The following is a 23,642-nucleotide window of genomic DNA, read 5'->3' on the forward strand; positions in this document are numbered from 1 at the left end:
AGGCCATGGACTGGACCTCGCTCCGCTGCGGCTTGTGGACTGAAGTGTATACACTCTTGGAAGAGAAGTTTCAGGTTTTGTGTCACGCGACGTGCTGGAAAACCCTGAGCGCCCCTCACGCAGACGGAAGCGATTGCAACAACTGTGCCGCGACGGCCACGGCGATCACCTCCGGTTCCTTGCCCGTGATGCCGGGCACGCCGATCGGGCAGGTCACGCGCGCCATCTCTTCCGCCGTGAAGCCGCGCGCTTCGAGCCGATGGCGGAAGGTCGCCCACTTCGTCTTGCTGCCGATCAGGCCGATGTACGGAAGATCGTCCTGCTCGCGCAGCCGCTTGAGACAGGCGATCACAATGTCCAGGTCCTCGGCATGGCTGAAGCTCATGATCAGCACGCGCGAGCCCGGCGCAAGTTGCGCAACCGCCTGCTGCACCGGTTCGGAGTATTCGGTTTCGATCTGCGCAGGGAGGTCGTCGGGAAAGATGCCATCGCGGCTGTCGATCCAGCGCACGGAAAACGGCAACGTGGAGAGCACCCGCGCCAGCGCCGCACCCACATGGCCGCCGCCGAACAGGGCCACCGGCTCCAGGTGTGCGAGCAGTTCGGACTGCAGCGCCTTCGCATCCGCCGCGCCGATTCGGCGGTACGACAGAAAGACAACGCCGCCGCAACACTGCCCGAGGCTCGGCCCCAACGGATAGCGACGCACGCCTTCGATGGCCGCTCCGCCTGCAAGCCAGGCGCGAGCTTCGTCGACGGCCTGGAACTCGAGTTGGCCTCCTCCGATGGTGGCCGTCAGGCCGTCGGCCCACACGGCCATCCATGTGCCCGCTTCACGCGGGGCAGACCCTTGGGTCGCTTCGACACGGACCAGAATGCCGGACTCACGCCGCAAGCGCGCAAGCAGTTCGTCGACGGCGCCGGTCATGGGCGAAACCTCCCGTTTCGGAGACCCCATTCAGTCACGGTATAACCGCGCCGATGAATTTTCAGCTCACGCCGCGCCGCCTCGCACTGGCGGCCGCCCTTGTCTCCAGCCTGTGGCTGGCCGGTTGCGGCACCGCACCACTCACCGGCACCGTACCCGGCCAACTCAGCAACGCCACCCCCGATCCGGGCGACAGCAGTCGGCCCCGGCCGCGTCCTTCCACCGCGGCAACGGCCCGCGACTACCGACGCGATGCTGCACGCCACATCTACGACATCAACAAGAGCCGCATCTACAAAGGCCAGTTGCCGCCGCTGCTCTATGCGGTGGGCACGCTGCAGGTCGATCTCGACGCGAACGGCAAGGTCGTCTCGATGCACTGGATGCGCGCGCCCCAGCATGCACCGGAGGTGATTGCCGAGATCGAGCGCACGGTGCTTTCGGCCGCGCCCTTCCCGGCCCCCACGCGAATGGGCAAAGTGACCTGGACGGACACTTGGTTGTGGGACGAAGGCGGCCATTTCCAGCTCGACACGTTGACCGAAGGGCAACTGCAAGGCTCGGCTCAAGAGCCTCTGTAGGTGGAGTAGCTCCACGGGCTCACCAGCAGGGGCACGTGGTAGTGCTGGTCGGTGTGCGCAACGCCGAAATCCAGCGCCACGCGGTTCAGGAAATTCGGCTCCGGCAGCTTCACGCCGCGCGCCTTGAAATAACCCGCCACGTCGAACACGAGGCGGTAGGTGCCGGTTTTCAGCGAGTTGTTGTCATAGAGCGGCCCATCGCTGCGGCCGTCGGCATTCAGCGTGAAACGCCTGACCAGCGTGGCGCGCGCGTCTTCGCCCGTGCCTTCGGTGGTGAACAGCGCAACCTCCATGCCTGCGGCAGGGGTGCCGTGCATGGTGTCCAGTACGTGGGTGCTCAAGCCCATGGAATCGCTCCTTCAGTGCATAGGGAAAATGCGGTCGACAAAAGTGTATACAGTTCCTGGCTTTCGGTCTATCATGAAAAACATGGACTCCACCACGACCCGTGCCATCGTCGACGCACTCACCAAGGCCATTGTGGAACACCGGCTCCAGCCGGGCAGCAAGCTGGCCGAACAGAAACTCGCGGACCACTTCGGCGTTTCGAGAACGCTGGTGCGTCAAGCGCTGTTTCAGCTTTCGCAGAACAAGCTGATCCGCCTCGAACCCGCGCGCGGCGCATTCGTGGCAGCGCCGGCTGTCGACGAGGCGAAGCAGGTCTTTGCGGTACGCCGCATGCTGGAGGCCGAGATGACGCGCGCCTTCGTGCGCAGCGTGACGCCGGCCAAGATCAAGGCACTCAAGGAGCATGTGGCGCTGGAGAAGGCGGCCGTCTCCGGCGAAGACGTCTCGGGCCGCACCGAGCTGCTCGGCGACTTTCATGTGCGCATGGCGGAGCTCATGGGCAACGCGGTGCTGGCGCAGATCCTCGGCGAACTGATCTCCCGATGCGCGCTGATCACGCTGATGTACCAAAGCGCGAGCGCGGCCGAACATTCGAACGACGAGCATGCCGACATCGTGAAGGCGCTGGCCGCCAAGGATGAGGAACGCGCCGTGCGCCTGATGACGGAACACCTCGAGCACGTCGAAGCCAACCTCACATTCGACCGCAAGGTCCCCACCCACGACATCAGCCTTGCACTGGCCTGAACGACCATGAGCATCTATGACACCACCCTTCCCTACTCTCGTGACCTCGTGGGCTACGGGCGCAATCCGCCGCATGCGCAATGGCCCGGCCAGGCTCGCATCGCCGTGCAGTTCGTCCTCAACTACGAAGAAGGCGGTGAGAACTGCGTGCTGCACGGCGACGCGGGCTCCGAGCAGTTCCTGTCGGAAATGTTCAACCCCGCGAGCTTTCCCGATCGCCACATCAGCATGGAGGGGATCTACGAATATGGATCGCGTGCCGGCGTCTGGCGCATCCTGCGCGAGTTCGAGAAGCGCGGCCTGTCGCTGACGGTCTTCGGCGTCGGAATGGCGCTGGAGCGCTATCCCGAACTGGCAGTGGCCTTCAAGGAACTGGGCCACGAGATCGCCTGCCACGGCTGGCGCTGGATTCACTACCAGGGCCTCGACGAAGCCACGGAGCGTGAACACATGCGCCTGGGCATGGAAGCCATCGAGAAGCTCACCGGCGAACGCGCCCTTGGCTGGTACACCGGCCGCGACAGCCCGCGCACGCGCCGCATCGTGGCCGACTACGGCGGCTTCGAGTACGACAGCGACTACTACGGCGACGACTTGCCCTTCTGGATGAAGGTGCGCAAAACCGATGGCGAAGTCGTGCCCCAGCTCATCGTGCCCTACACGCTGGACTGCAACGACATGCGCTTCGCGCTGCCGCAGGGCTACTCGCATGCCGATCCGTTCTTCCAATACATGAAGGACAGCTTCGACGCGCTCTACGCCGAAGGCGACGAGGCGCCGAAGATGATGAGCATCGGCATGCACTGCCGCCTGCTCGGGCGCCCCGGGCGCATCACCGCGCTGCAGCGCTTCCTGGACCATATCGCCGCACACGACCGCGTCTGGGTCTGCCGCCGGCTCGACATTGCACGGCACTGGAAGGCGGCGCACCCTTACGTCGCCACGAACGGAGACTGATCACATGGCCCTCACCATCGACCAATTGAATGCCGCATCCACCGAAGAGGTGGTCTCGCTGCTCGACGGCGTCTACGAGCACTCACCGTGGATTGCCGAACGCGCATCGAAGGCGCGGCCGTTTCGTTCGTTGCCGCACCTGAAGCACGCGCTGGTTCAGGTCGTCACAGACGCGTCGCGCGACGAGCAACTAGGTCTGGTCCGCGCCCACCCTGAACTCGCCGGCAAGGCGATGGTCAGCAAGAGCCTGACTGCGGAATCGACCAACGAGCAGAACAAGGCGGGCCTCACCGACTGCACGCCCGAAGAGTTCGCCAAGATCCAGCAACTCAACGCCGACTACAACGCCAAGTTCGGCTTTCCCTTCATCCTCGCGGTGCGCGGACCCCGCGGCACGGGCCTGCCCAAGCGCGAGATCATCGAGACCTTCGAGCGCCGGCTGCATCACCATCCCGACTTCGAACTCGGCGAGGCGCTGCGCAATATCCATCGCATCGCGGAGATCCGGCTCGACGACAAGTTCGGCGTCGAACCGACGCTGGGCAACGACGTGTGGGACTGGCAGGAAAAACTCGCGGTGCATACGGACCCTGGCTATGCCGAAAAGGGCCAGCTCACGGTGACGTACCTCACTGACGCACACCGCGCCTGCGCGCAACAGATCGCGCAAGACATGCGCGACGCCGGCTTCGACAGTGTGACCATCGACGCGGTCGGCAATGTGGTCGGCCGCTACGAGGGCAGCACACCCGGCGCCAAGACCCTGCTGACCGGCTCGCACTACGACACCGTGCGCAATGGCGGCAAGTACGACGGCCGGCTCGGCATCTTCGTGCCGATGGCGTGCGTTCGCGAACTCAAGCACCAGAACCGCCGCCTGCCCTTCGGCTTCGAGGTCGTGGGATTCGCCGAAGAGGAAGGCCAGCGCTACAAGGCGACCTTCCTCGGTTCCGGCGCGTTGATCGGCCATTTCGATCCACGCTGGCTCGACCAGAAGGACGCCGACGGCATCACCATGCGCGAGGCGCGGCAGCATGCCGGGCTGAAGGACGAGGACATCCCGAAGGTCCAGCGCGACCCGTCGAAATACCTCGGCTTCGTCGAAGTGCACATCGAGCAGGGGCCGGTGCTGACCGAATTCGATCTGCCGCTCGGCATCGTCACCTCGATCAACGGCAGCGTGCGCTATGTCGGCGAGGTGATCGGCATGGCGAGCCACGCCGGGACCACGCCGATGGACCGCCGCCGCGATTCCGCTGCCGCGGTGGCCGAACTGATCCTGTTTGCGGAAAAGCGCGCCGCCAAGGACGGCGACTCGGTCGCCACTGTCGGCATGCTCGAAGTGCCGAGCGGCTCCATCAATGTCGTGCCGGGCCGCTGCAAGTTCAGCCTGGACCTGCGCGCGCCGAACAATGCGCAGCGCGATGCGCTGGCCACCGACGTGGTGGATGCGCTCAAGGAAATCTGCGAGCGCCGTGGCGTGCGCTACACGCTCGAGGAGACCATGCGTGCCGCCGCGGCGCCCAGCGCGCCGGAGTGGCAACAGCGCTGGGAAAAGGCCGTCGACAAGCTCGGCGTTCCCCTCTTCCGCATGCCCAGCGGCGCGGGCCACGATGCGATGAAGCTGCACGAAGTCATGCCACAGGCCATGCTCTTCGTGCGCGGCATCAATTCGGGCATCAGCCACAACCCGCTCGAATCCAGCACCAACGATGACATGCAACTGGCGGTGCAAGCCTTCCAGCTGCTGCTCGATGACCTCGCCAACGCACAAGCCGCCTGAACACCATGACCGACTACAACAAACTCGACGCCTGGATCGACGCCCACTTCGACGAGGAAGTGCGCTTTCTGCAGGAACTGGTGCGCGTACCGACCGACACGCCGCCCGGCAACAACGCGCCGCACGCCGAACGCACGGCCGAGCTGATCCAGGCCTTCGGCTTCGAGGCCGAGAAGCACGCCGTACCCGCGCAGGAAGTGAAGGACTACGGCCTCGAATCGATCACCAACCTGATCGTGCGCCGCAAATACGGCAACGGCGGCCGAACCGTGGCGCTGAACGCCCACGGCGACGTGGTGCCGCCCGGTGAAGGCTGGACGCACGACCCCTACGGCGGCGAAGTCGACAACGGCAGCCTCTACGGCCGCGCCGCTGCCGTCAGCAAGAGCGATTTCGCAAGCTTCACCTTTGCGCTGCGCGCGCTCGAAGCCGTCGCCAAGCCTGCCCAGGGCAGCGTCGAACTGCACTTCACGTACGACGAGGAGTTCGGCGGCATCCTGGGTCCGGGGTGGTTGCTCAAGCAGGGACTGACCAAGCCTGACTTGATGATCGCCGCCGGGTTCAGCTACGACGTGGTCACGGCGCACAACGGCTGCCTGCAGATGGAAGTCACCGTGCACGGCAAGATGGCGCACGCCGCAATCCCGACCACCGGTGTCGATGCGCTGCAAGGCGCGGTGCACATCCTCAATGCGCTCTACGCGCAGAACACGCTCTATCAGCAGGTGACATCGAAGGTCGAGGGCATCACGCACCCTTACCTGAACGTGGGCCGTATCGAAGGCGGAACCAACACCAACGTGGTCCCCGGCAAGGTCGTGTTCAAGCTCGACCGCCGGATGATCCCCGAGGAGAACCCCGTCGAAGTCGAAGCCGCGATCCGCAAGGTCATCACCGACGGCGCGGCGCAGATGCCCGGCATCACCGTCGAGATCAAGCGCCTGCTGCTGGCCAACTCAATGAAGCCGTCGCCCGGTAACAAGCCGCTGGTCGATGCGATTCAGAAGCACGGCCAGACGATCTTCGGCGAGCCGATCAAGGCCATGGGCACGCCGCTCTACACCGACGTGCGGTTGTACGGCGAAGCCGGCATTCCAGGCGTGATCTATGGTGCCGGCCCACGTACGGTGCTGGAGTCGCACGCCAAGCGCAACGACGAACGTGTGGTTCTGGAAGACTTGCGACGCGCGACCAAGGTGATCGCACGAACCTTGAGCGACCTGCTCGCGTGACGCCTGTGCGTCAGAAGGCGAAGGCCCGGGTCGCCGCTCAGGCGGCACGCTGGCCGCTGGGCAGCAGGTAGCCGTTGCGATAGACGCCGATGACGAGCCCGCTGACGGTATCGGTGGGGCGGGCGGTCACGTATTTGCCGGCCCCGGCCTGGTACACGACGATCGTGCAGGCTGAGGTCTTGCTCAGGGTGCGGGCGACGCCGGTTGCCTGGGAAGCGGTCTGGTAGCTGTTCATTCCTTGATCTCCTTGACTGTTCGCCTCAGGCGCGAGCGACGGACAACAGCCCGTCGATCGCAAGCACCACACCTTCCTGGGCATCCTGGGTCGGCGTGCCTTCGGTCAGCAGTTTGCGGATGAGACCGAGCGTGTTGAGCAGCTCCGCTTCCATGTCGGTCAACAGCGGGATCACCTCGAACTGCGGGTACTTTCCGCGCGCACCCATCGGCCGTCCGGGCCCTGACAGGTCGACGTTGTAGCCTTCACGGATCGCTTCGCTCTGGGTTTTCATGGCGTTGGAAGTAGGTTGAACATCGCTTCGAGCGAGGCGCCGCCGGGCGCGGCGAGGATGCAGGCAGATCAGGACAACCTCATCAGTTCGGACAGACGCTTTCCCATTTCCTGAATCCGCTTCTGCTTCCCGGCAGCGCGGTGCATTGCAACGAGTTCGAGGGCTTGCGCCACGGATTCGGCACCCGTATCGCCTTCGGACGACCGATCGCGCCATTCGTCAGCCACTTTCGCCAGTTGACGGCTGCTCAGTGGCTCGGGCGGAGGGCAAGTGTCCCAGGACGCAGCCAGCGCTCGCTTCCTGTCTGCAGGAGGCAGGCTCGACCGCAACAAGCCGAGCAGGCCGGAAGCGGACCATTGCGGTTTGGGGAAGTTGTGCGATTCCATGTAATACATTGTGCCTATTCATTCGCAAGGTAACAAGATATTTCCTCAACTTTCGGCTTACTTTTCGAGGGCGGCACGCCCGACCGGCAACTTGATCTGGTCAAGGCGCTGCTGGCCTGAGCCCTCAGCGGCCCGTCAAGCCGAAGGGGCGAGGGACCTTGAACTTGCCGCCGCTTTCCGGCTTCTGCGATTTCGTGTTCTGTCCGCCCGCACCGGCTTGCAAGCCGCAATCCTTGGGCGCTGCACTGCCGAACAAGGCGGGCGCCAGCAATGAAAGCCCGCCGGTCGCCGCGGCCACGCCGACCGTCGCCGCCTCGCGCACGGTGCCCTTGGGATCGATGCTGAACTCGGGACTTTCGAGGGGCCCCTTCAGCAGCAGAAGCTGTACCAGGTTTCCCGGGTTGATATCCAGCCCTTTCTTCACCCTCGGCAAGAAGGCCAGTTCGATGGTCTGCTTCGCCAGATTGATCTCGCCGCTGGCGGCGACGGCAATCTGCGGCGTTTCCATGACGATCGAACGGTCGATCGCCGCCACGCCGTTGCGCAGCGGCAGTCGGGCGGCCAGGCACTGCACGACCAGATCATCGCGAGACGCCTGCTTCGGCAGCAGCGCGTCGAACAGGCGCGCGATGATGTCCTTGTCGAGCGTCGCTGACCGGCCTGTCAGCCCGACATTCCGCACCGACAACTGAACATCGCCATTGGACGTCCCGGCCAGGCTCCTCGGCGTGCGACCGGTCATCGCCAGCTTGAGATCGAGGTTCGCGCGCCCGCCTTTGAAATGGTTGCCGCTGCCCCATTGGGCATCGAAGTCCTCGACGGAAAGCGACCGGGCATTCAGTTGCACCTCAGTCTGCGGCGCGGCGCCCTTGCGCAGCGTGAGCCCCACCCGGCCCTGCACGGCGCCCCCGGCGGCGGTGAAAGACAACGGCTCGATCGTGAGGCGTCCCTGATCCGACACGGCGCGCGCCTGAAGCCCGGAGATCGCAGGCATCCCCGGCACGCTCAGACGGTCGACCCTGAGCGCGACCCGCAAGGGGATTTCCGGCAACGCCTCGAGCGTGAGCAGCGGGGCGTCGCCGAACACCGGCGCCCGCGGCGCCTTTGCCGCAGCCGCGGGCTTGGCCACACGCCACTTGTCGAGATCGATGGCGGCGGACGAGAGCTCCGCGTCGATGCCCGCTTTCGGCAGGCCGGTCTGCCAGGTCACGCGGCCGTTCAGAACCTGCCCGGCGAGCGACAACTTCAGCGCCTCGAAGTGCCAATCGTCACCCGCGCGCCGCACGGTGGCGCTGGCATCGACCGGCATCGGCAAGACACTCGCCGCCGTCGATAGCTCGCGCAGCGCCTTCGCATCACGCGCCTGCAGAGTCAGCCGGGCCTCCAGACTCCCGGCACGCGGCCCCGTGCCCATGCTGCCGGTCGCCGAGAGCGTCGCACCCTCGGTCGTGAAGCGCACATCGAACGGCCAATCCTCCGCCCCAGCCAGGATCTTCACGACGCGGCCGACATCGCCCTCGGCCTTCCACTGCTGGGGGCCGAGCTTGAAGACGCCCGACAGGCTGTCGCGCTCGCCCTGCACTTGCAGATCGAGCGAGTCGATCGTCATCTCGCGTGACTCTGCCTTGCGCGCATTGCGATAGGTGATGTGCGCGCCTGAAACGAGGAAGCGGTCCATCTCCAGCAACGGCGCGGGCTTTCCGCTGGCATGGGGAGGCGGCGCGAACTGCCAGTTGAAATGCCCTGCGCCGTCGGCTTCAAGCAGTATCTCTGCGTCTTCCACTTCGGCGCTCAGGATGCGCACTTGCCGGTCGAGCAAATCCCTCAGTGAAATGTCGAAGGCCGCGCGTCGGAATCGCAACATGTCGGGTTGCGAACCCCAGTCGACGTTGGCAAGCACCACATCGTTCGCACGCACAGCGATGGTCGGGAACAAGCGGATCGACAGATCGCCGTCGATGCGGAAAGCGCGTCCGGTCGCGGTGCTCACCTCTTCCGCGAGCATCGCCGAAATGCGCTCCGGCGGGTACGCCTGCCGGAGTGCGAAAGCAGCCGCCACCAACAGCACCACGACAACGCCCAGCACGATGGCAGCAATGCGCCAACCGCGGTGTTTCGGGCCGCGCGAAGCATCGAGTTGTGCCGCCGAAGACACCTTGCCCTCCTCCTATTTCTGGAATGCCGCCAGCGGCATCCTGATTTCCGTGAGCTTCCAGTCGACAAATCCGCTGCGCTCGAACACCAGGCCGAGTCGTTCGGCGTTGGGCTGGTCGGGCTTGGCAGGATCCACAGCATAGGCCGTCATCCTGCTCGCGCCTTCGCGGTCGATGATCCAGTTGGCTTTTTTCTCTGTCTTCCCGGTCGCTGCGCCATCGGCCTGCGGAGCCGGCGGGGTGGTCCCCCCAGGTGCCGGCACAGGACTGGGCGCGGGCTGGGCCAGCTTGCCGTGGGTCATCGCGGCCATGACTGTTTCGGGACGCACCATTGCATCCACGAGTTGATTGACCACGCCAAGCCCGATAAGGCTGCCCAGTGCGGCAAAAGGATTGTCCGAATCCTTCTGCACACCCAGCTTCTGCGCCACCAGGGCCGAAAACTGACCCTTGAGGCTTTCCCGCACCTTGGGGTAGTCGACATGCTGATTGAAGGCCTCGGCATCGCCGTTCTGCGCGGCCGTCTGCAGTTGGCGCACGGCCAGGAAAGGCGACCAGTACCAATAGGCCGCGAGGGCCAGCACAAGGACCAGGACCACTGCGACGAGACTTTTGAATTTCATGCGGGCCATTCTGCAACGGCCCGATTTCAACGCTCTCACTGACGGCTCAAGGACCGATCAAGGCCGTCGCGACCCCCGCGGCGCCCGACGCGACGAGCCCGAGCGACCAGACGATATCCAGATCGAGCCAGGTGGCCCGCAGCACCTGCAATCCCAGATAGCGATAGACGACCCACGCGGCGCCAAGTCCTGCGCCAATCATCGCGGCCGTGTGAACCAGCGAGACCATGACGGCGGTCCCGACGCTGGAACGCATGAACGCCATCAAGGCCGCATGGTCGATCGGACCGGACCGGGCAGCCGTCTCCGCTGCGGGCGATTCGCACAGCCCCAGCAGAATCGGCAAGAGCATCAGCGCGGCCCCGTGCGCGGTGGCCATGAGGAAGGACCACAGCGCCACCTGCGTCGGTCGAATGCGCCCCAGCCAGCGATGGCGATGACGCAAGAGCAGGCGCGACAGGCCGAACGCCAGCACCAGCAGGCCCGCCACAATGCGGATCTGCTGGCCCCACTGCAGCATCCACGTGAGCACCGCGAAGGGCACCAGGACGAGCGCCATGGCCAGCAGATGGCCGGCGCCGAGCGGAAGCCACGTCGCGAAGACCGCCGTGTCGCGCTTTTCGCCGAGGCCGTTCGCCACCGCAAGCGGCCAGCCCATCGCCGGGTTCAGGCCATGGAAGACGCCAAAGGCGATCACGCCGAACCACAAGGACGCGGTCGCGACGGAACTCACGGCGAACCCGGAACGATCGATTTCATGCCGACGGATAACAGAAGGAATCCGTCGAGCAATCGCCGCCCTGCAGCCGGATCTGGTGCGCGCCGTAGTCCGCGCCGAAATCGACGACGAACTGCTTGTCGAACTCGATGCCGCCATCCTTGCCGACGTTGCACATGACTTGTCGCCCAGGGATGCCGTCAGGATAGAACTGAGCATCCCACTTGCTGTAGAGCGAGTTGGTGAAGTACACGCGCTTGCCGTCGCGACTGATCTCCGTCATCTGCGGGCCGCCGCCGAAGGCCGAGCCGTTCGGGTGCGGCGTGTGCTTCGCGATGCCGCCGATGCGTACGCTGCCGGCGAGTTTGGGATTGATCGGATCGGACACGTCGTACTGCCGCAGTTCGCCGGTGCCCCAGCACGCCACGTAAAGAAAGCGATCGTCCAGCGAGAGGTCGATGTCGCTGATCAACGGCGGGACTGCGCCGAAGCCTTTCAGCAGCTCCGGCAAGACCGACGCATCGGCAGGCTCGGGCGGAATGACCGCCGTCTTCTTCGCGTGGAAGGTCCCGCCTTCGCGCCACCACGTCCAGATCGAGCCTTCGAGATTGGTGGTGTCGACCACCACGCCGACAAAGCCGTACTCGCGCGTCGGGTCGTGCGCAGGCCGGACCTCCAGCGCCATCTGGTGATTCGCGCCCAGATCGATGCTCTGCGCATGACGGCGCGCGCGCAGGTCCCAGAAGTGAAGCTGATGCCCATAGCGATTGCCGAGCAGGTCCTCGGCCACGATGCCGTTCTCGAATTGCGGCGGCAAGCCCCATTCGCTGGACACCATGTAGTCGCGCGGCAGGTTCCACCAGAAGTCGTAGTGCAGCTTCTGCGGCCCGCGCTCGATCTCCCACTTGCCGAGCACCTCGAAGCTCTCGCAGTCCATCAGGAAGACGCCCGGCGGCCCTTGCGTTCCATCCGGGCCCGCACCGCCGAGCGTGCTGATGTAGAGCCCCTCCGGTCCGCAGTGCACCGTGTGCGGGCGCGAATAGCCGGTCTTGCGAATCACCTCTTCGGGCTCGATGACGCGGGTGATCGTCGGGCGCGTGGGATCGGGCTGCGTGTCGACGACATAAATGCGCGACGAGCGGATGCCGGGGATGATGAGGTAGCGCCGCTTCAGAAAGGCATGGCCCGACATCGGCGCCAGTGCCGAACTGCAGGCGTTCCAGCCAAAGTGGTGGAACTCGTCGCCGCGGTTCGGCATGTCGAGCCGATGCAGGACGGTGCCGTAGGTGGCGGAGGCCGGATCGACATCCACGACGGCCAGCGCATCGGGGCGCGAAGCATCCGGCGACAGCAGCGCGGTGTAGGCGATGCGCTCGGGCTCGGCCTCCATTGCCAGTCGGGGCGACGGATGAAAGGTCGGATCGGTACGCAGAGATTCAAGCATGGCGAGGCTCCTGCAGCAACGTCGCGCGAGTATGCGCCAGAGCGCGTCTTGCAAGAAACCCCCACCCACCGTACTGGAAACCATCGCGAAAGCGCGGGTTTTCCGCCATACAGCTTGCGATCCAGACTGTATACAGTTTCGCGTACATAACCGTGAACCGCCGTTGGGCGGCACGGTTCTTGAAACGGTCTTTTCTTCATTCCACGCCGCGCCAGGAGATCTTGCAATGACGGCTGCCGCCACTTCAGTCCATCCCGTCGACCAGCGCCTGCCAGCAGGCAAGCTCACTGCCCTCGGCCTGCAGCATGTGCTCGTGATGTATGCCGGTGCCGTGGCGGTGCCGCTCATCGTCGGACGTGCCCTCAAGCTCAGCCCGCAGGAGGTCGCACTGTTGATTTCCGCCGACCTCTTCTGCTGCGGCGTCGCGACGCTGATCCAGTCGCTTGGCGCGACGCAGTGGTTCGGCATCAAGCTGCCGGTCATGATGGGCGTGACCTTCGCGTCGGTCGCGCCGATGGTCGCCATCGCCAACGCCAACCCGGGACAGGCGGGTGCGCAACTGCTCTTCGGCTCGATCATCGGTGCCGGTGTCGTCTCGATACTGATCGCGCCGCTGGTCTCGCGCATGCTGCGCTTCTTTCCGCCCGTGGTGACCGGCACCATCATCGCGGTCATCGGCATCAGCCTGATGCGCGTCGGCATCAACTGGATCTTCGGCAACCCGGTCGGACCCACGGCGCCGGCGCTGGTCGATCCGGTCTATGCGAAGTGGCTCGCCGACGTGACGTCGCCCGGCTCCGCGGTGCCGCCGCTGCCCAAGGGCTTGTCCATCGTGCCTTCGATGCCCAATCCGAAATACGCCGATCTCGGCGGCCTCGGCATCGCGGCGCTGGTGCTGTTGTCGATCCTGCTGATCGTGAAGTACGCCAAGGGCTTCATCGCCAACATCTCGGTGCTGCTCGGCATCGTGATCGGCGCCGTTGTGGCCACTCTCTTTGGTTTCATGACCTTCGAGAAGGTCGCCCAGGCGGCCTGGTTCGACATCGTCCTGCCCTTCCACTTCGGCATGCCGCAGTTCGACCCGATCCTGATCCTCACGATGTCGCTGATCATGATCGTGGTGATGATCGAATCCACCGGCATGTTCCTCGCGCTCGGCGAGATGACGGACCGCAAGATCACGCAGCAGGATCTGGCCCGCGGGCTTCGCACCGACGGCCTCGGCACACTCATCGGCGGCGTGTTCAACACCTTTCCCTACACGAGCTTCTCGCAGAACGTGGGCCTGGTGGCGGTGACCGGCATCAAGAGCCGCTTCGTCTGCGTGGCCGGCGGCGTGATCCTGATCGTGCTGGGACTGCTGCCCAAGATGGCGGCGCTCGTCGAGTCGCTGCCGACTGTCGTGCTCGGCGGTGCCGGGCTGGTGATGTTCGGCATGGTGGCCGCGACCGGCATCCGCATCCTCGCGGGCGTGGACTTCAAGACCAATCGCCACAACGCGATGATCGTCGCGGTGTCGATCGGCATCGGCATGATTCCGCTGATCGCGCCGAACTTCAAGCAGTGGATGCCGCATTCGATCCACTCGCTGGTGGAGTCGGGCATCCTGCTGGCTTCGGTCTGCGCGGTTCTGCTCAATCTGTTTCTCAATGGCGCGAAGCACGACGAGTCCGCGATCATCGCGGCGGCCAAACAAGCCGAGGCACACTAGCTACGCTCGCCCCCAGGTTGGCTCACTTCGTGTAGCCGCCCACCCCCTGCCGGGGGCAACACCAGCGGCCCGGCTGAGCCGGTTCCGCGGTGTTTCGCGAACGGCCTGGCTTTGCCGGCATGGGCTAGATCATTGACAGGGGCTTCTTGCGCTTCGGGGGTGGGTGGAGGCGGTCGATTTCCGTGAGCACGTCGGGGCTCAGTTCGAGGTTTGCGGCTGCCAGGTTTTCGCTCTGGTGGGATTCGCGGACTGCTTTTGGGATGACGACTACGCCGGGGCGTGACAACAGCCAGGCCAACGCGAGTTGGGCGGGCGTTGCGCTGAGGCGCTGGGCCAGCTTTGCCAGGCCGGCGTCCGTGGCGAGCGCGCCTTGGTCGATGGGGCTGTAGGCCATCAAAGGCATTTTTCGCTCGCGCTGCCAGGGGAGCAGGCTGAACTCGGGGCCGCGCTCGGTGATTGAGAAATAGACCTGGTTGGCGACACAGTCGACGACGTCGCCGCACACGGCAGCGACTTCTTCCATGTCGTCGGTGTCGAAGTTGCTGACGCCCCAGTGGCGGATGCGGCCGTCGTCGACAAGCGTGCGCATGGCCTCGCAGGTGTCGGCGAGCGGATGCTCGCCACGCCAGTGCAGCAGGTAGAGGTCGATGTGATCGAGGCCCAGCCGCCGCAGGCTTCGCGCACAGGCTGCGGGCGTGCCCTTGCGGCTGGCGTTGTGTGGATAGACCTTGCTGACGATGAACAGCTCTTCGCGCTTCACGTCGCCGGCTCGCAGTGCCTCGGCCACCGCCTGTCCGACCACTTCTTCGGCGCCACCCTCGCCATACATCTCGGCGGTGTCGATGAGTCGATAGCCCATGTCGATCGCGGCGCGGACGGCCGCGACTTCCGCGCTGCGCCGCGCGGCGGATTCGCCCATGTTCCAGGTTCCGAGGCCGAGAGCGGGCATCGCACCGCCACCTTTCAGGTCGAGTCGTCGCATGTGTTTGTGCTCCTTGGCCGCATTTTGTGCGCTGCCCGGCGGTCTGGCCTCATCGTGCGGGTTCGCGGTACATTGGCCGGCCATATGCAGCAGGTCACGATTCGCATCAACGACGAGATGACGGTCTCCGGCATCGTGCAGGCGCCGAGCGATCCGAGCGCGTGCTATGTCTTCGCGCATGGGGCGGGTGCAGGGATGACGCACTCGTTCATGGCCACTGTGGCCGACGGCCTCGCGGAACGCAACATCGCCACGTTGCGCTATCAGTTTCCCTACATGGAACTCGGCAAGAAGCGCACCGACATCCCGCCGACGGCACATGCCGCGGTTCGCGCGGCCGTCGCCCATGCGGCGCAACTGTTCGGGCCGCTGCGGCTCTTCGCGGGGGGCAAGTCTTTCGGCGCGCGCATGACCTCGCAGGCGCAGTCGATCGAGCCGCTCCCGCAAGTCGATGGACTGATCTTTCTTGGGTTTCCGCTGCATCCGGTCGGTGAGCCCGCGAGTTCGCGCGCGGACCACCTGTCCAAGGTTCAACTACCGATGCTCTTCGTCCAAGGCACGCAGGACAAGCTGGCCCACATGGACCTGCTGCGCCCGGTCATTGACTCGCTGGGCGCGCGCGCCACGCTGATGAGCATCGACCAGGCTGACCACTCGTTCCATGTCCTCAAGCGTTCGGGGCGCGACGACGACGAAGTGATGACCGAGGTGCTCGACGGCGTGGCCCGGTGGGTGAATACCGGACGCGCCGGGGCATGACACGCAACCCGCTCGTGGCCGTCGGCGCCGCAACATGCTGACAAGCAACGGAAAGGGGTCGAATGGCGCTGTGGGAGCGATGGACATGGCTGCGGATCCTGGCCGCCATCGGCATCACCGCCGGCACGCAGGGCTGCGCTGAACTCGCGGCCCTCGTTCCGGCCGCCTCCAATCTCAAGGCCGTGCCGAACGTCGCGGCGCCGCCCGGCGACAAGTCGGCGCCCCCGTCAAGCGAGGACACTGCCGGCAAGGAAGCCCACGGCACGGTGGTCCCCATTCCGCTGTCGGATCCCACGGTAGGGAGTGGGCTCGCGGTGGTCGGGATGTATTTCCACGCCCAGAGCGCCGACGAAGTCCAGGTGCAACCGCCCTCGCTCACTGCCGCGTTCGCCATGGCCACCGACAACGGGAGCAAGGTCGCGGGTGTGGCCCACATGCACTACTGGGATGCGGACCAATGGCGCTTTTCCGGCGTGGCGGGCTATGCCCACCTCAATCTGGACTTCTTCGGCGGTGGCGGGCGGGCGAGCAGCCAGAACAACGGCGCGCAATGGACCGTCGACGGGACCTTCGTGCAACCCCAGCTCTATCACCGCATCGCACCGAACTGGTACCTCGGCGCGCAGATGCGCTATGCGAGCGTGAGACAGAGTTTCGGCTTCATCCCTCCTGGCGCGCAACAGCCGTCGGGCCCGCTGGACGTGACCACCACGGGCGCCGGCCTATTGCTCCAGCGCGACACGCGCGACAACAAGTTCAACCCCTACGACGGCTCGCTGCTGGACTTCAACACGATGCTCATCCGCTCCGGACTGGGCGGCGACGTGAACTACGACGCCTTCGACGTTCGCTACCGCAAGTACATGTCGCTGCGTCCCGACCTGGTGCTCGCCACGGACCTGCACGGTTGCGCGAGGACGGGCGATGTGCCCTTGTTCGACGATTGCTTCCTGCAGTTGCGCGGGTTCTCCGCGACGCGCTACATCGGTCGATACATGGGGCTGGCCCAGGCCGAACTGCGATGGCGCGTGGTCGGGCGGATCGGCCTGGTCGCCTTCGCCGGCACGGGTGTCGTCGCGAACCGCTTCGGCGATCTGGGCGTCGGTGGCGCACCGGTCGGCTTCGGCGTCGGATTCCGCTACATGGTGCTCGAAGCCGAGCGCATCAACCTGCGCGTCGACGTGGCGCGCGGCGGAGGGTCCCGCGTGGTCTACCTGTCGGTGACCGAGGCGTTCTGAACTTCAGGCGTCCACGTGAAAGCCAGGCGACGCGACGATCGTGCGGATCTCTTCCATCAACGCCCGCGCGCCCGGCGACGGAAACGCACCCAGGCGCTGCGAGAGGCCGATCTCGCGCCTCGTCCGGTCGAGCGGGAAGTCGAGCACCATGAGACTACCGTCGCGGATTTCGTAGCGCAGTTGGTGCGCGGAAATCGCGGTCAGCATGTCGCTCTCCAGCAGCAGGCCGCGCAACACGGCGAGATCGCCGGTCTCCACGGCCGGCACCGGCGGCGCCTGCCGAGCCTCCGAGAAGAAGCGCTTCAGCAGTTCGCGCGATGGTGAACCGTGCCGCGACAGCACCCAGGTCGCCTGGCGCAACACCTCGAAATCGATGCGCTTGACGCGCGAGAGCGGATGCCCGGCGCGCGCGATCACCGAGATGCGGTCTTCGAACAATGCCTCCTGCTGCAGATCCTTCGCCTCCGCGGCACTGCGCAGCGCGCCGAGGATGAAATCGATATCGCCGCTGCGCAGCGATGCCGCCAGCGCGTCGTACGGGCTTTCGACCGTCGCCACATGCAGCCTCGGATAGCGCGCGAGCAAGGACGCGATCGCAAGCGGCAGGATCTGCGTGCGGCCCAGCGGCAAAGCGCCGACGATCACGCTGCCTTGCAACGTCCCCTCGCTGGCCGCGATGTCGGGACCGATGTGACGCAATTCCGCCAGCACCCGTTTGAAGTAGAACGCGACGATCTCGCCGGGCGCCGTCGGCGACAGCCCGCGCGCCGAGCGGTCGAATAACGCGACGCCCAGTCCGTCTTCGAGGTCCTTCAGCGCGCTGCTGATGGCCGGTTGCGTGATCCCGAACTCACGTGCCACCGCGGGCATGTTGCGCTTCTCCGCGAGGCTCGCGACCACGGCGAGGCGTCGCCCGTTCAATATCGACGTGAACAGCGAGCGAACATCGGCAGAGGCCGGAATGCCGCCGCGCGCGACGAGTTGGGCGCGTGCGTCCTCGAATTCGCGTTCGATGCGGCGCGCACGCGCCAGCACCAGTTCCCCATATGAATTCAGCGCCATCCCGCGCGCGCGGCGATCGAACAGCGGCCTGCCGAGCCCGCCCTCGAGTTCGGAGATGGAGCGCGTCACGCCCGAGGGCACGCGATACAGCCCCTCGGCGGCGCCGGCGATGCTGCCGGCCGCGGCCACGGCGGAGAACGCGCGCAAATGCCTCAAATTGATGGCGAGCGCCCCGTCGTGCGTGCTGTCGATAACTTTGTGTTGCGGAAGGTCGGGATTCACGATCACGAATCTACTCTTCAGGGCGCAGAGCGCGATCCGGTCAAGCGCAGTACAAACCCTGCTCGATAAACAAGTCTGATGGCATGACAACGCGAACTCACCCCAGGAATCGGCGCTCGGCGCCATACTCGTTCCAGTCATCACCCGAACACTGAGCTGCCAATGATCATCGACTGCCACGGCCACTACACCACCGCGCCCAAGGCGCTCGAGAACTGGCGCAACCAGCAGATCGCCGGCATCGCCGATCCGGCGCAAAAGCCCCGCGCCTCCGATTTGAAGATCAGCGACGACGAGTTGCGCGAGTCGATCGAAAACAACCAGCTGCGCCTCATGAAGGAGCGCGGCAGCGACCTGACCATCTTCTCGCCGAGGGCAAGCTTCATGGCGCACCACATTGGCGACTTCGAGGTGTCGTCGACCTGGGCGGCCATCTGCAACGAGCTGTGCTTTCGCGTGAGCGAACTGTTCCCCGAACATTTCATCGGCGCGGCGATGCTTCCGCAGTCGCCCGGCGTCGACCCCAAGACCTGCATCCCCGAACTGGAGAAATGTGTCACGCAGTACGGCTTCGTCGGCATCAACCTCAACCCCGATCCTTCGGGCGGGCACTGGACTTCGCCGCCGCTTTCCGATCGCCACTGGTACCCGCTCTACGAGAAGATGGTGGAGCACGACACCCCGGCGATGGTCCACGTGAGCACGAGTTGCAACGCGTGCTTCCACACCACCGGCGCGCACTACCTGAACGCCGACACCACGGCCTTCATGCAGTGCCTGACCTCCGATCTGTTCAAGGACTTCCCGACGCTGCGCTTCGTGATCCCGCACGGCGGCGGCGCGGTGCCCTACCACTGGGGGCGCTTCCGCGGCCTGGCGCAAGAGATGAAGAAGCCGCTGCTGAAGGACCACCTGCTGAACAACATCTTCTTCGACACCTGCGTCTATCACCAGCCGGGCATCGATCTGCTCACGAAGGTGATTCCGGTCGAGAACATTCTTTTCGCCAGCGAAATGATCGGCGCCGTGCGCGGCATCGATCCGGAGACGGGCCACTACTTCGACGACACGCGCCGCTACATCGATGCCGCGCAGACGCTGGACGCCGACACCCGCCACAAGATCTATGAAGGCAACGCACGCCGGGTCTATCCGCGCCTGGACCGTGCACTGAAGAGCAAGGGGCTTTGATCATGACCGACCACTTCCAGGCGCTGGGCATCGTCCGGCGCAACATCCAGCGCGCCAATCCGGCGGCTGTCGAGCAACTGTCGCGCTACGGCGTGTCGACTGTCCATGAAGCCATGGGCCGGCTCGGACTGATGCAGCCGCGCATCCGGCCGATCTATCCGCAGGCGCGTTGCTGCGGCACCGCCCTGACCGTGCTGCTGCAGCCGGGCGACAACTGGATGATGCATGTGGCCGCGGAGCAGATCCAGCCGGGCGACGTCGTGGTAGCGGCGTGCACCGCCGAGAGCACCGACGGCTTCTTCGGCGACCTGCTGGCGACCTCCTTCAAGGCGCGCGGTTGCCGCGGCCTGATCATCGACGGCGGCGTGCGCGACGTGCATGACCTGACGGAGATGAACTTCCCGGTGTTCAGCCGTGCGATCCATGCCAAGGGGTGCATCAAGGCCACGCTCGGCTCGGTCAACGTGCCTGTCGTCTGCGCGGGCGCGCTGGTGAATCCCGGCGACGTGATCGTGGCCGACATCGACGGCGTGGTCGTGGTGCCGGCGCTGATGGCGCAGCAGGTGGCCGATGCCGCGCAAGCGCGCGAAGCCAACGAAACCAGCAAGCGCGCGCGCTTCGCGGCGGGTGAACTCGGCCTGGACATGTACGCGATGCGCGAACCGCTGGCCAAGGCCGGCCTGCGCTACATCGACTGAGCGAGGGACGAACCATGGCTCGCATCATCGGCGCCGTCGCGTGCTCCCACACGCCCACCATCGGCTTCGCCTTCGACAAGAACAAGCAGCAGGACCCCGTCTGGGCGCCCATCTTCGAGGCTTTCGCGCCGGTCCAGCAATGGCTGGCCGAACAGAAGCCGGACGTGCTGTTCTTCATCTACAACGACCACGTCACCTCCTTCTTCTTCGACCACTACTCGGCCTTTGCCTTGGGCGTGGGCGAGCGGCATGAAGTGGCGGACGAAGGCGGCGGCGCGCGTGATTTGCCCGCACTGGCCGGGCATCCGGCGCTGGCGCGGCACATCGGCAATTCGCTCGTGGCGGACGAGTTCGACATGTCCTTCTTCCAGGACCGCGCGCTGGACCACGGCGTGTTCTCGCCCATGTCGCTGCTGTGTCCTCACCAGCCTTCATGGCCGATCCCCGTGGTGCCCTTGCAGGTCGGTGTGCTGCAGGCGCCGGTTCCTTCGGCCCGGCGTTGCTATCGCCTGGGCCAGGCGTTGCGGCGCGCGATCGAAAGCTATCCGGAGGACCTGAAGGTGGCCATCGTCGCCACCGGCGGTCTCTCGCATCAGGTGCACGGCGAGCGCGCGGGCTTCAACAACACGGCGTGGGACGCGCAGTTCCTCGACCTGATCGAGAACGACCCGGTGCGGCTCACCGAGATGACGCAAGCAGAACTCGCCACCCTGGGCGGGATGGAAGGCGCGGAGGTCATCATGTGGCTGGTGATGCGGGGCGCCATGTCGTCCAACATTCGCAAGACGCACCAGAGCTACTACCTGCCTTCGATGACGGGCATTGCCACCGCGATCTACGAGAACCTCGCGAGCCCGCCGATCGCCGGCGAAGTGGAGCGGCACCGGCGCCACATGCAGACGCAATTGGCGGGCGTCGAGGCACTGCAAGGCACCTATCCGTTCTCGCTCGAAAGCAGCGTGCGCGCCTACCGCCTCAACAAGTTCCTCCAGGGAATGACGCGCCCGGACCATCGCGCGCGCTTCGTGGCGGATCAGGAAGCCGCGTTCGAAGCGGCGGGACTGACCGAACAGGAACGCGACCTCGTGCGCCGTCGCGACTGGCGCGGGCTGATCCACTACGGCGTCATCTTCTTCATGCTGGAAAAGCTCGGCGCAGTGATCGGCGTATCGAACCTGCACATCTACGCCGCCATGCGCGGCCAGTCGCTGGAAGACTTCCAGCAAACGCGCAACGCGCCCGGCGCGCTGTACTCCGTGGCCGGCAAGGAAGCGGCACCGCAAGCCTGGGACAAGGCCGCTGCGGCCGACCAGCGCTGAGCGCTTTAAACCCTGGAATCACTCATGAAGTTCTTTTCTCGCCGCCACCTCCTTGCCCTCGCGGGATCGCTGGCCTTCTGCATCTCGTTCGGCGCCACCGCCGCGGATGCCTTTCCATCGAAGCAACTGAGGATCCTGGTCGGCTACAGCGCGGGCGGCGCGGTGGATGCCATAGCGCGTTCGGTCGGCCAGCGCATGGCGGCGACCCTCGGCCAGCCCGTCATCGTCGAGAACAAGCCGGGCGCGGGCACGAACATCGCGGTGAAGGCGCTCATTGCGAGTCCGCCCGACGGCTACACGCTGCTGTTGGCGGCCAACGCGCTGGCGGTGAACCCATCGCTGTTCCAGCCTGCGCCCTACGACCTTCAGCGCGACGTGACCCCGGTGGCGCTGGTCGGCCGCGTGCCTGTGGTCTTGGCCGTGCGCGAAGGCTCGGACATCAAGACACTGCAGCAACTGGTGGCCACCGCCAAGGCAAAGCCGGGAAGCGTCACCGTCGCAACGCCGGGCAACGGCTCGACGCCGCACCTGGCCATCGAACTGTTCCAGCACACCGCCGGACTTTCGCTTCGCCATGTGCCGTACAAGGGTGGCGCGCAGGCGCTGACAGACACGCTCGGCGGGCACGTGGAAGTGGTCGCGGTCAATGCGCTGGAGGTGTTGCCGCTCGCCAAGTCCGGCACCCTGCGCGTGCTGGCAGTGATGAGTCCCGAGCGCTCATCGGTGCTGCCTGGCGTGCCGACCGTCGCCGAGTCCGGCTTCCCGGGTTTCGAGGCCAGTGTCTGGTACGGCTTCGTCGCGCCGGCGGGACTGCCCAAGCCGATCCTGGCCAAGCTCCATGAGACGGTGCAGAAGGCCCTCGAATCGCCGGAGGTGCGTGCCCAACTCGCCGCAGCCGGCGGCGCACCCTTGCCAGGATCGCCTGAAGACTTCGACAAGCTGCTCAAGAGCGACGCCGCTCGTTACGGGAAGCTCATTCGCGAAGCAGGCATCAAGCTGGATTGAACCCGTCGGAGTCGCTCATGAATTTCGGAATCACACGCCGCCAGGCCTGCGTCGCGGCCCTCGGCGGCGCGACGATGCTCGCTTCTCGCGGCGCCATGGCGCAGACCTACCCGACGAAGCCGATCCACATCATCGTTCCCTTCACGCCGGGCGGCTCGTCGGATCTGCTGGGGCGGGCCATCGGCCAGGAACTCGGCCACGCGTGGAACCAGCCTGTCGTGATCGAGAACCTGCCCGGCGCCGGCGGTTCCATCGGCGCGGAACGGGTCGCGAAGGCGGCGCCCGATGGCTACACGCTTCTGATGGGCCACATCGGAACGCTGGCCATCAACTCGTCGCTGTATCCCAAGCTCGACTATGACCCGGTACGCAGCTTCGCCCCGGTGGCATGGGTGGCGCGGGTGCCGAACGTGCTCGTGGTCAATGCCTCGGTCCCGGCGAAGAACCTCGGCGAACTGATCGCGCTGGCCAAGGCGCAACCCGGCAAACTCGCCTTCGGCTCCGGCGGCAACGGCAGCGCTGCGCACATCACGATGGAATACCTCAAGCTGCAGACCGGCACGTCGTTCCTGCACGTGCCCTACCGCGGCACCTCGCCGGCCGTCAGCGATCTGCTGGCGGGCCAATTGCAGGTGCTCTTCACCGGCGCACCCGCCCTGCTGCCGCACATCAAGGCGGGCAAGATTCGCGCGCTTGCAGTCTCCAGCCCGAGCCGGATTGCACTGCTCCCTGAGGTGCCGACCGTGGCTGAAAGCGGCGTCGCCGGCACCAAGGGCTTCGAGGCCGACCAGTGGTATGGCCTCGTGGCACCGGCCGGCACTCCGGCGGAGATCGTCACTGCGCTCAACCGGCAGATCAACCAGTCGCTCGGCACCGCGACGGTGAAGGCGCGGCTGGCCTCGGAAGGCGCGGAACCGACGCCCACCACGCCGGAGGCCTTCGGTCAGTTGATCGCGAGCGAGATGAGCCGATGGGAACGCGTCATCAAGTCGGCGCACATCACCATCGATTGAGCACCGCGACCGAGTTCAGTCACGAGTCGCCGC

Annotated in this window: 24 protein-coding genes; 13 read left to right on the plus strand and 11 right to left on the minus strand. The window is 65.7% G+C overall.

Translation table 11 applies throughout. The features are described from left to right. Nucleotides 1-115: 115 nt before the first annotated feature. A complete protein-coding gene (xdhC, locus tag AC1DN9_RS09595; protein ID WP_478099451.1) occupies nucleotides 116-928 on the minus strand; it encodes a xanthine dehydrogenase accessory protein XdhC in 813 nt (270 codons plus the stop codon). A gap of 53 nt (nucleotides 929-981) precedes the next feature. On the opposite strand from xdhC, the gene AC1DN9_RS09600 reads away from it, so the two are divergent. Then, on the plus strand, nucleotides 982-1,509 hold the full coding sequence (locus tag AC1DN9_RS09600) for a hypothetical protein (protein ID WP_478099453.1): 528 nt from the start codon (nucleotides 982-984) through the stop codon (nucleotides 1,507-1,509). Here the strand turns inward: AC1DN9_RS09600 and uraH are convergent. After that, a complete protein-coding gene (uraH, locus tag AC1DN9_RS09605; RefSeq protein WP_478099454.1) occupies nucleotides 1,494-1,856 on the minus strand; it encodes a hydroxyisourate hydrolase in 363 nt (120 codons plus the stop codon). The genes AC1DN9_RS09600 and uraH overlap by 16 nt on opposite strands. Before the next feature lie 73 nt (nucleotides 1,857-1,929). Here uraH and AC1DN9_RS09610 point away from each other — a divergent pair, with 73 nt between their 5' ends. The 4 genes from AC1DN9_RS09610 to AC1DN9_RS09625 are packed head-to-tail and all read left to right on the plus strand — an operon-like array spanning nucleotide 1,930 to nucleotide 6,576. After that, on the plus strand, nucleotides 1,930-2,604 hold the full coding sequence (locus tag AC1DN9_RS09610) for a GntR family transcriptional regulator (protein ID WP_478099456.1): 675 nt from the start codon (nucleotides 1,930-1,932) through the stop codon (nucleotides 2,602-2,604). Nucleotides 2,605-2,610: 6 nt separating this feature from the next. Then, nucleotides 2,611-3,561, plus strand: coding sequence for an allantoinase PuuE (puuE, locus tag AC1DN9_RS09615; protein WP_478099458.1), 951 nt, complete (start codon nucleotides 2,611-2,613; stop codon nucleotides 3,559-3,561). A 4-nt stretch (nucleotides 3,562-3,565) separates the two neighbouring features. Beyond that, a complete protein-coding gene (gene uraD / locus AC1DN9_RS09620) occupies nucleotides 3,566-5,344 on the plus strand; it encodes a 2-oxo-4-hydroxy-4-carboxy-5-ureidoimidazoline decarboxylase (protein ID WP_478099460.1) in 1,779 nt (592 codons plus the stop codon). Between the two features lie 5 nt (nucleotides 5,345-5,349). Next, nucleotides 5,350-6,576, plus strand: a complete 1,227-nt coding sequence (locus AC1DN9_RS09625) for a M20 family metallopeptidase (RefSeq protein WP_478099462.1) — start codon at nucleotides 5,350-5,352, stop codon at nucleotides 6,574-6,576. Between the two features lie 37 nt (nucleotides 6,577-6,613). Here AC1DN9_RS09625 and AC1DN9_RS09630 read toward each other — a convergent pair whose 3' ends face one another. The 7 genes from AC1DN9_RS09630 to AC1DN9_RS09660 form a co-directional block, all read right to left on the minus strand. Then, a complete protein-coding gene (locus tag AC1DN9_RS09630; protein WP_478099463.1) occupies nucleotides 6,614-6,811 on the minus strand; it encodes a hypothetical protein in 198 nt (65 codons plus the stop codon). A gap of 25 nt (nucleotides 6,812-6,836) precedes the next feature. Then, on the minus strand, nucleotides 6,837-7,085 hold the full coding sequence (locus tag AC1DN9_RS09635; RefSeq protein ID WP_478099465.1) for a hypothetical protein: 249 nt from the start codon (nucleotides 7,083-7,085) through the stop codon (nucleotides 6,837-6,839). Between the two features lie 68 nt (nucleotides 7,086-7,153). Continuing rightward, a complete protein-coding gene (locus AC1DN9_RS09640; protein ID WP_478099467.1) occupies nucleotides 7,154-7,471 on the minus strand; it encodes a hypothetical protein in 318 nt (105 codons plus the stop codon). Nucleotides 7,472-7,595: 124 nt separating this feature from the next. After that, on the minus strand, nucleotides 7,596-9,626 hold the full coding sequence (locus AC1DN9_RS09645; RefSeq protein ID WP_478099470.1) for an AsmA family protein: 2,031 nt from the start codon (nucleotides 9,624-9,626) through the stop codon (nucleotides 7,596-7,598). 12 nt (nucleotides 9,627-9,638) lie between these two features. Next, nucleotides 9,639-10,247 carry a DUF2939 domain-containing protein gene (locus tag AC1DN9_RS09650; RefSeq protein WP_478099472.1) on the minus strand — a complete coding sequence of 203 codons (609 nt, stop codon included), beginning with the start codon at nucleotides 10,245-10,247 and terminating at the stop codon, nucleotides 9,639-9,641. Between the two features lie 46 nt (nucleotides 10,248-10,293). Continuing rightward, nucleotides 10,294-10,980 carry a hypothetical protein gene (locus AC1DN9_RS09655; protein WP_478099474.1) on the minus strand — a complete coding sequence of 229 codons (687 nt, stop codon included), beginning with the start codon at nucleotides 10,978-10,980 and terminating at the stop codon, nucleotides 10,294-10,296. A 22-nt stretch (nucleotides 10,981-11,002) separates the two neighbouring features. Then, the gene (locus AC1DN9_RS09660) at nucleotides 11,003-12,409 is read right to left on the minus strand and encodes a selenium-binding protein SBP56-related protein (RefSeq protein WP_478099475.1); all 1,407 of its coding nucleotides are present in this window, start codon (nucleotides 12,407-12,409) and stop codon (nucleotides 11,003-11,005) included. 226 nt (nucleotides 12,410-12,635) lie between these two features. On the opposite strand from AC1DN9_RS09660, the gene AC1DN9_RS09665 reads away from it, so the two are divergent. Next, nucleotides 12,636-14,120, plus strand: a complete 1,485-nt coding sequence (locus AC1DN9_RS09665) for a nucleobase:cation symporter-2 family protein (RefSeq protein WP_478099476.1) — start codon at nucleotides 12,636-12,638, stop codon at nucleotides 14,118-14,120. 124 nt (nucleotides 14,121-14,244) lie between these two features. Here AC1DN9_RS09665 and AC1DN9_RS09670 read toward each other — a convergent pair whose 3' ends face one another. Next, entirely contained in the window at nucleotides 14,245-15,102 is an 858-nt protein-coding gene (locus AC1DN9_RS09670; RefSeq protein WP_478099477.1) for an aldo/keto reductase, read from the minus strand. Between the two features lie 84 nt (nucleotides 15,103-15,186). Here AC1DN9_RS09670 and AC1DN9_RS09675 point away from each other — a divergent pair, with 84 nt between their 5' ends. Both AC1DN9_RS09675 and AC1DN9_RS09680 read left to right on the plus strand, forming a co-directional pair. Further along, nucleotides 15,187-15,861 (plus strand): alpha/beta hydrolase family protein, encoded by a 675-nt coding sequence (locus AC1DN9_RS09675; RefSeq protein ID WP_478099479.1) that lies wholly within the window; start codon nucleotides 15,187-15,189, stop codon nucleotides 15,859-15,861. A 62-nt stretch (nucleotides 15,862-15,923) separates the two neighbouring features. Continuing rightward, nucleotides 15,924-17,099, plus strand: coding sequence for a BamA/TamA family outer membrane protein (locus AC1DN9_RS09680; RefSeq protein WP_478099481.1), 1,176 nt, complete (start codon nucleotides 15,924-15,926; stop codon nucleotides 17,097-17,099). Nucleotides 17,100-17,102: 3 nt separating this feature from the next. Here the strand turns inward: AC1DN9_RS09680 and AC1DN9_RS09685 are convergent, their stop codons facing one another. Continuing rightward, a complete protein-coding gene (locus AC1DN9_RS09685) occupies nucleotides 17,103-18,383 on the minus strand; it encodes a LysR family transcriptional regulator (protein WP_478099482.1) in 1,281 nt (426 codons plus the stop codon). 162 nt (nucleotides 18,384-18,545) lie between these two features. Here AC1DN9_RS09685 and AC1DN9_RS09690 point away from each other — a divergent pair, with 162 nt between their 5' ends. The 5 genes from AC1DN9_RS09690 to AC1DN9_RS09710 are packed head-to-tail and all read left to right on the plus strand — an operon-like array spanning nucleotide 18,546 to nucleotide 23,609. Beyond that, on the plus strand, nucleotides 18,546-19,574 hold the full coding sequence (locus tag AC1DN9_RS09690) for an amidohydrolase family protein (protein ID WP_478099484.1): 1,029 nt from the start codon (nucleotides 18,546-18,548) through the stop codon (nucleotides 19,572-19,574). Between the two features lie 2 nt (nucleotides 19,575-19,576). Next, nucleotides 19,577-20,272: a 4-carboxy-4-hydroxy-2-oxoadipate aldolase/oxaloacetate decarboxylase gene (gene ligK / locus AC1DN9_RS09695; protein ID WP_478099486.1), complete on the plus strand. Its 696-nt coding sequence runs from the start codon at nucleotides 19,577-19,579 to the stop codon at nucleotides 20,270-20,272. A gap of 14 nt (nucleotides 20,273-20,286) precedes the next feature. After that, nucleotides 20,287-21,591, plus strand: coding sequence for a gallate dioxygenase (locus AC1DN9_RS09700; protein ID WP_478099488.1), 1,305 nt, complete (start codon nucleotides 20,287-20,289; stop codon nucleotides 21,589-21,591). A gap of 24 nt (nucleotides 21,592-21,615) precedes the next feature. Beyond that, complete coding sequence (locus tag AC1DN9_RS09705) at nucleotides 21,616-22,596, plus strand: Bug family tripartite tricarboxylate transporter substrate binding protein (RefSeq protein WP_478099489.1); 981 nt, start codon at nucleotides 21,616-21,618, stop codon at nucleotides 22,594-22,596. Between the two features lie 17 nt (nucleotides 22,597-22,613). Next, nucleotides 22,614-23,609, plus strand: a complete 996-nt coding sequence (locus tag AC1DN9_RS09710; protein ID WP_478099490.1) for a Bug family tripartite tricarboxylate transporter substrate binding protein — start codon at nucleotides 22,614-22,616, stop codon at nucleotides 23,607-23,609. The last annotated feature ends 33 nt before the right edge of the window (nucleotides 23,610-23,642 follow it).

This window comes from Variovorax sp. 05L425 (assembly GCF_056397705.1).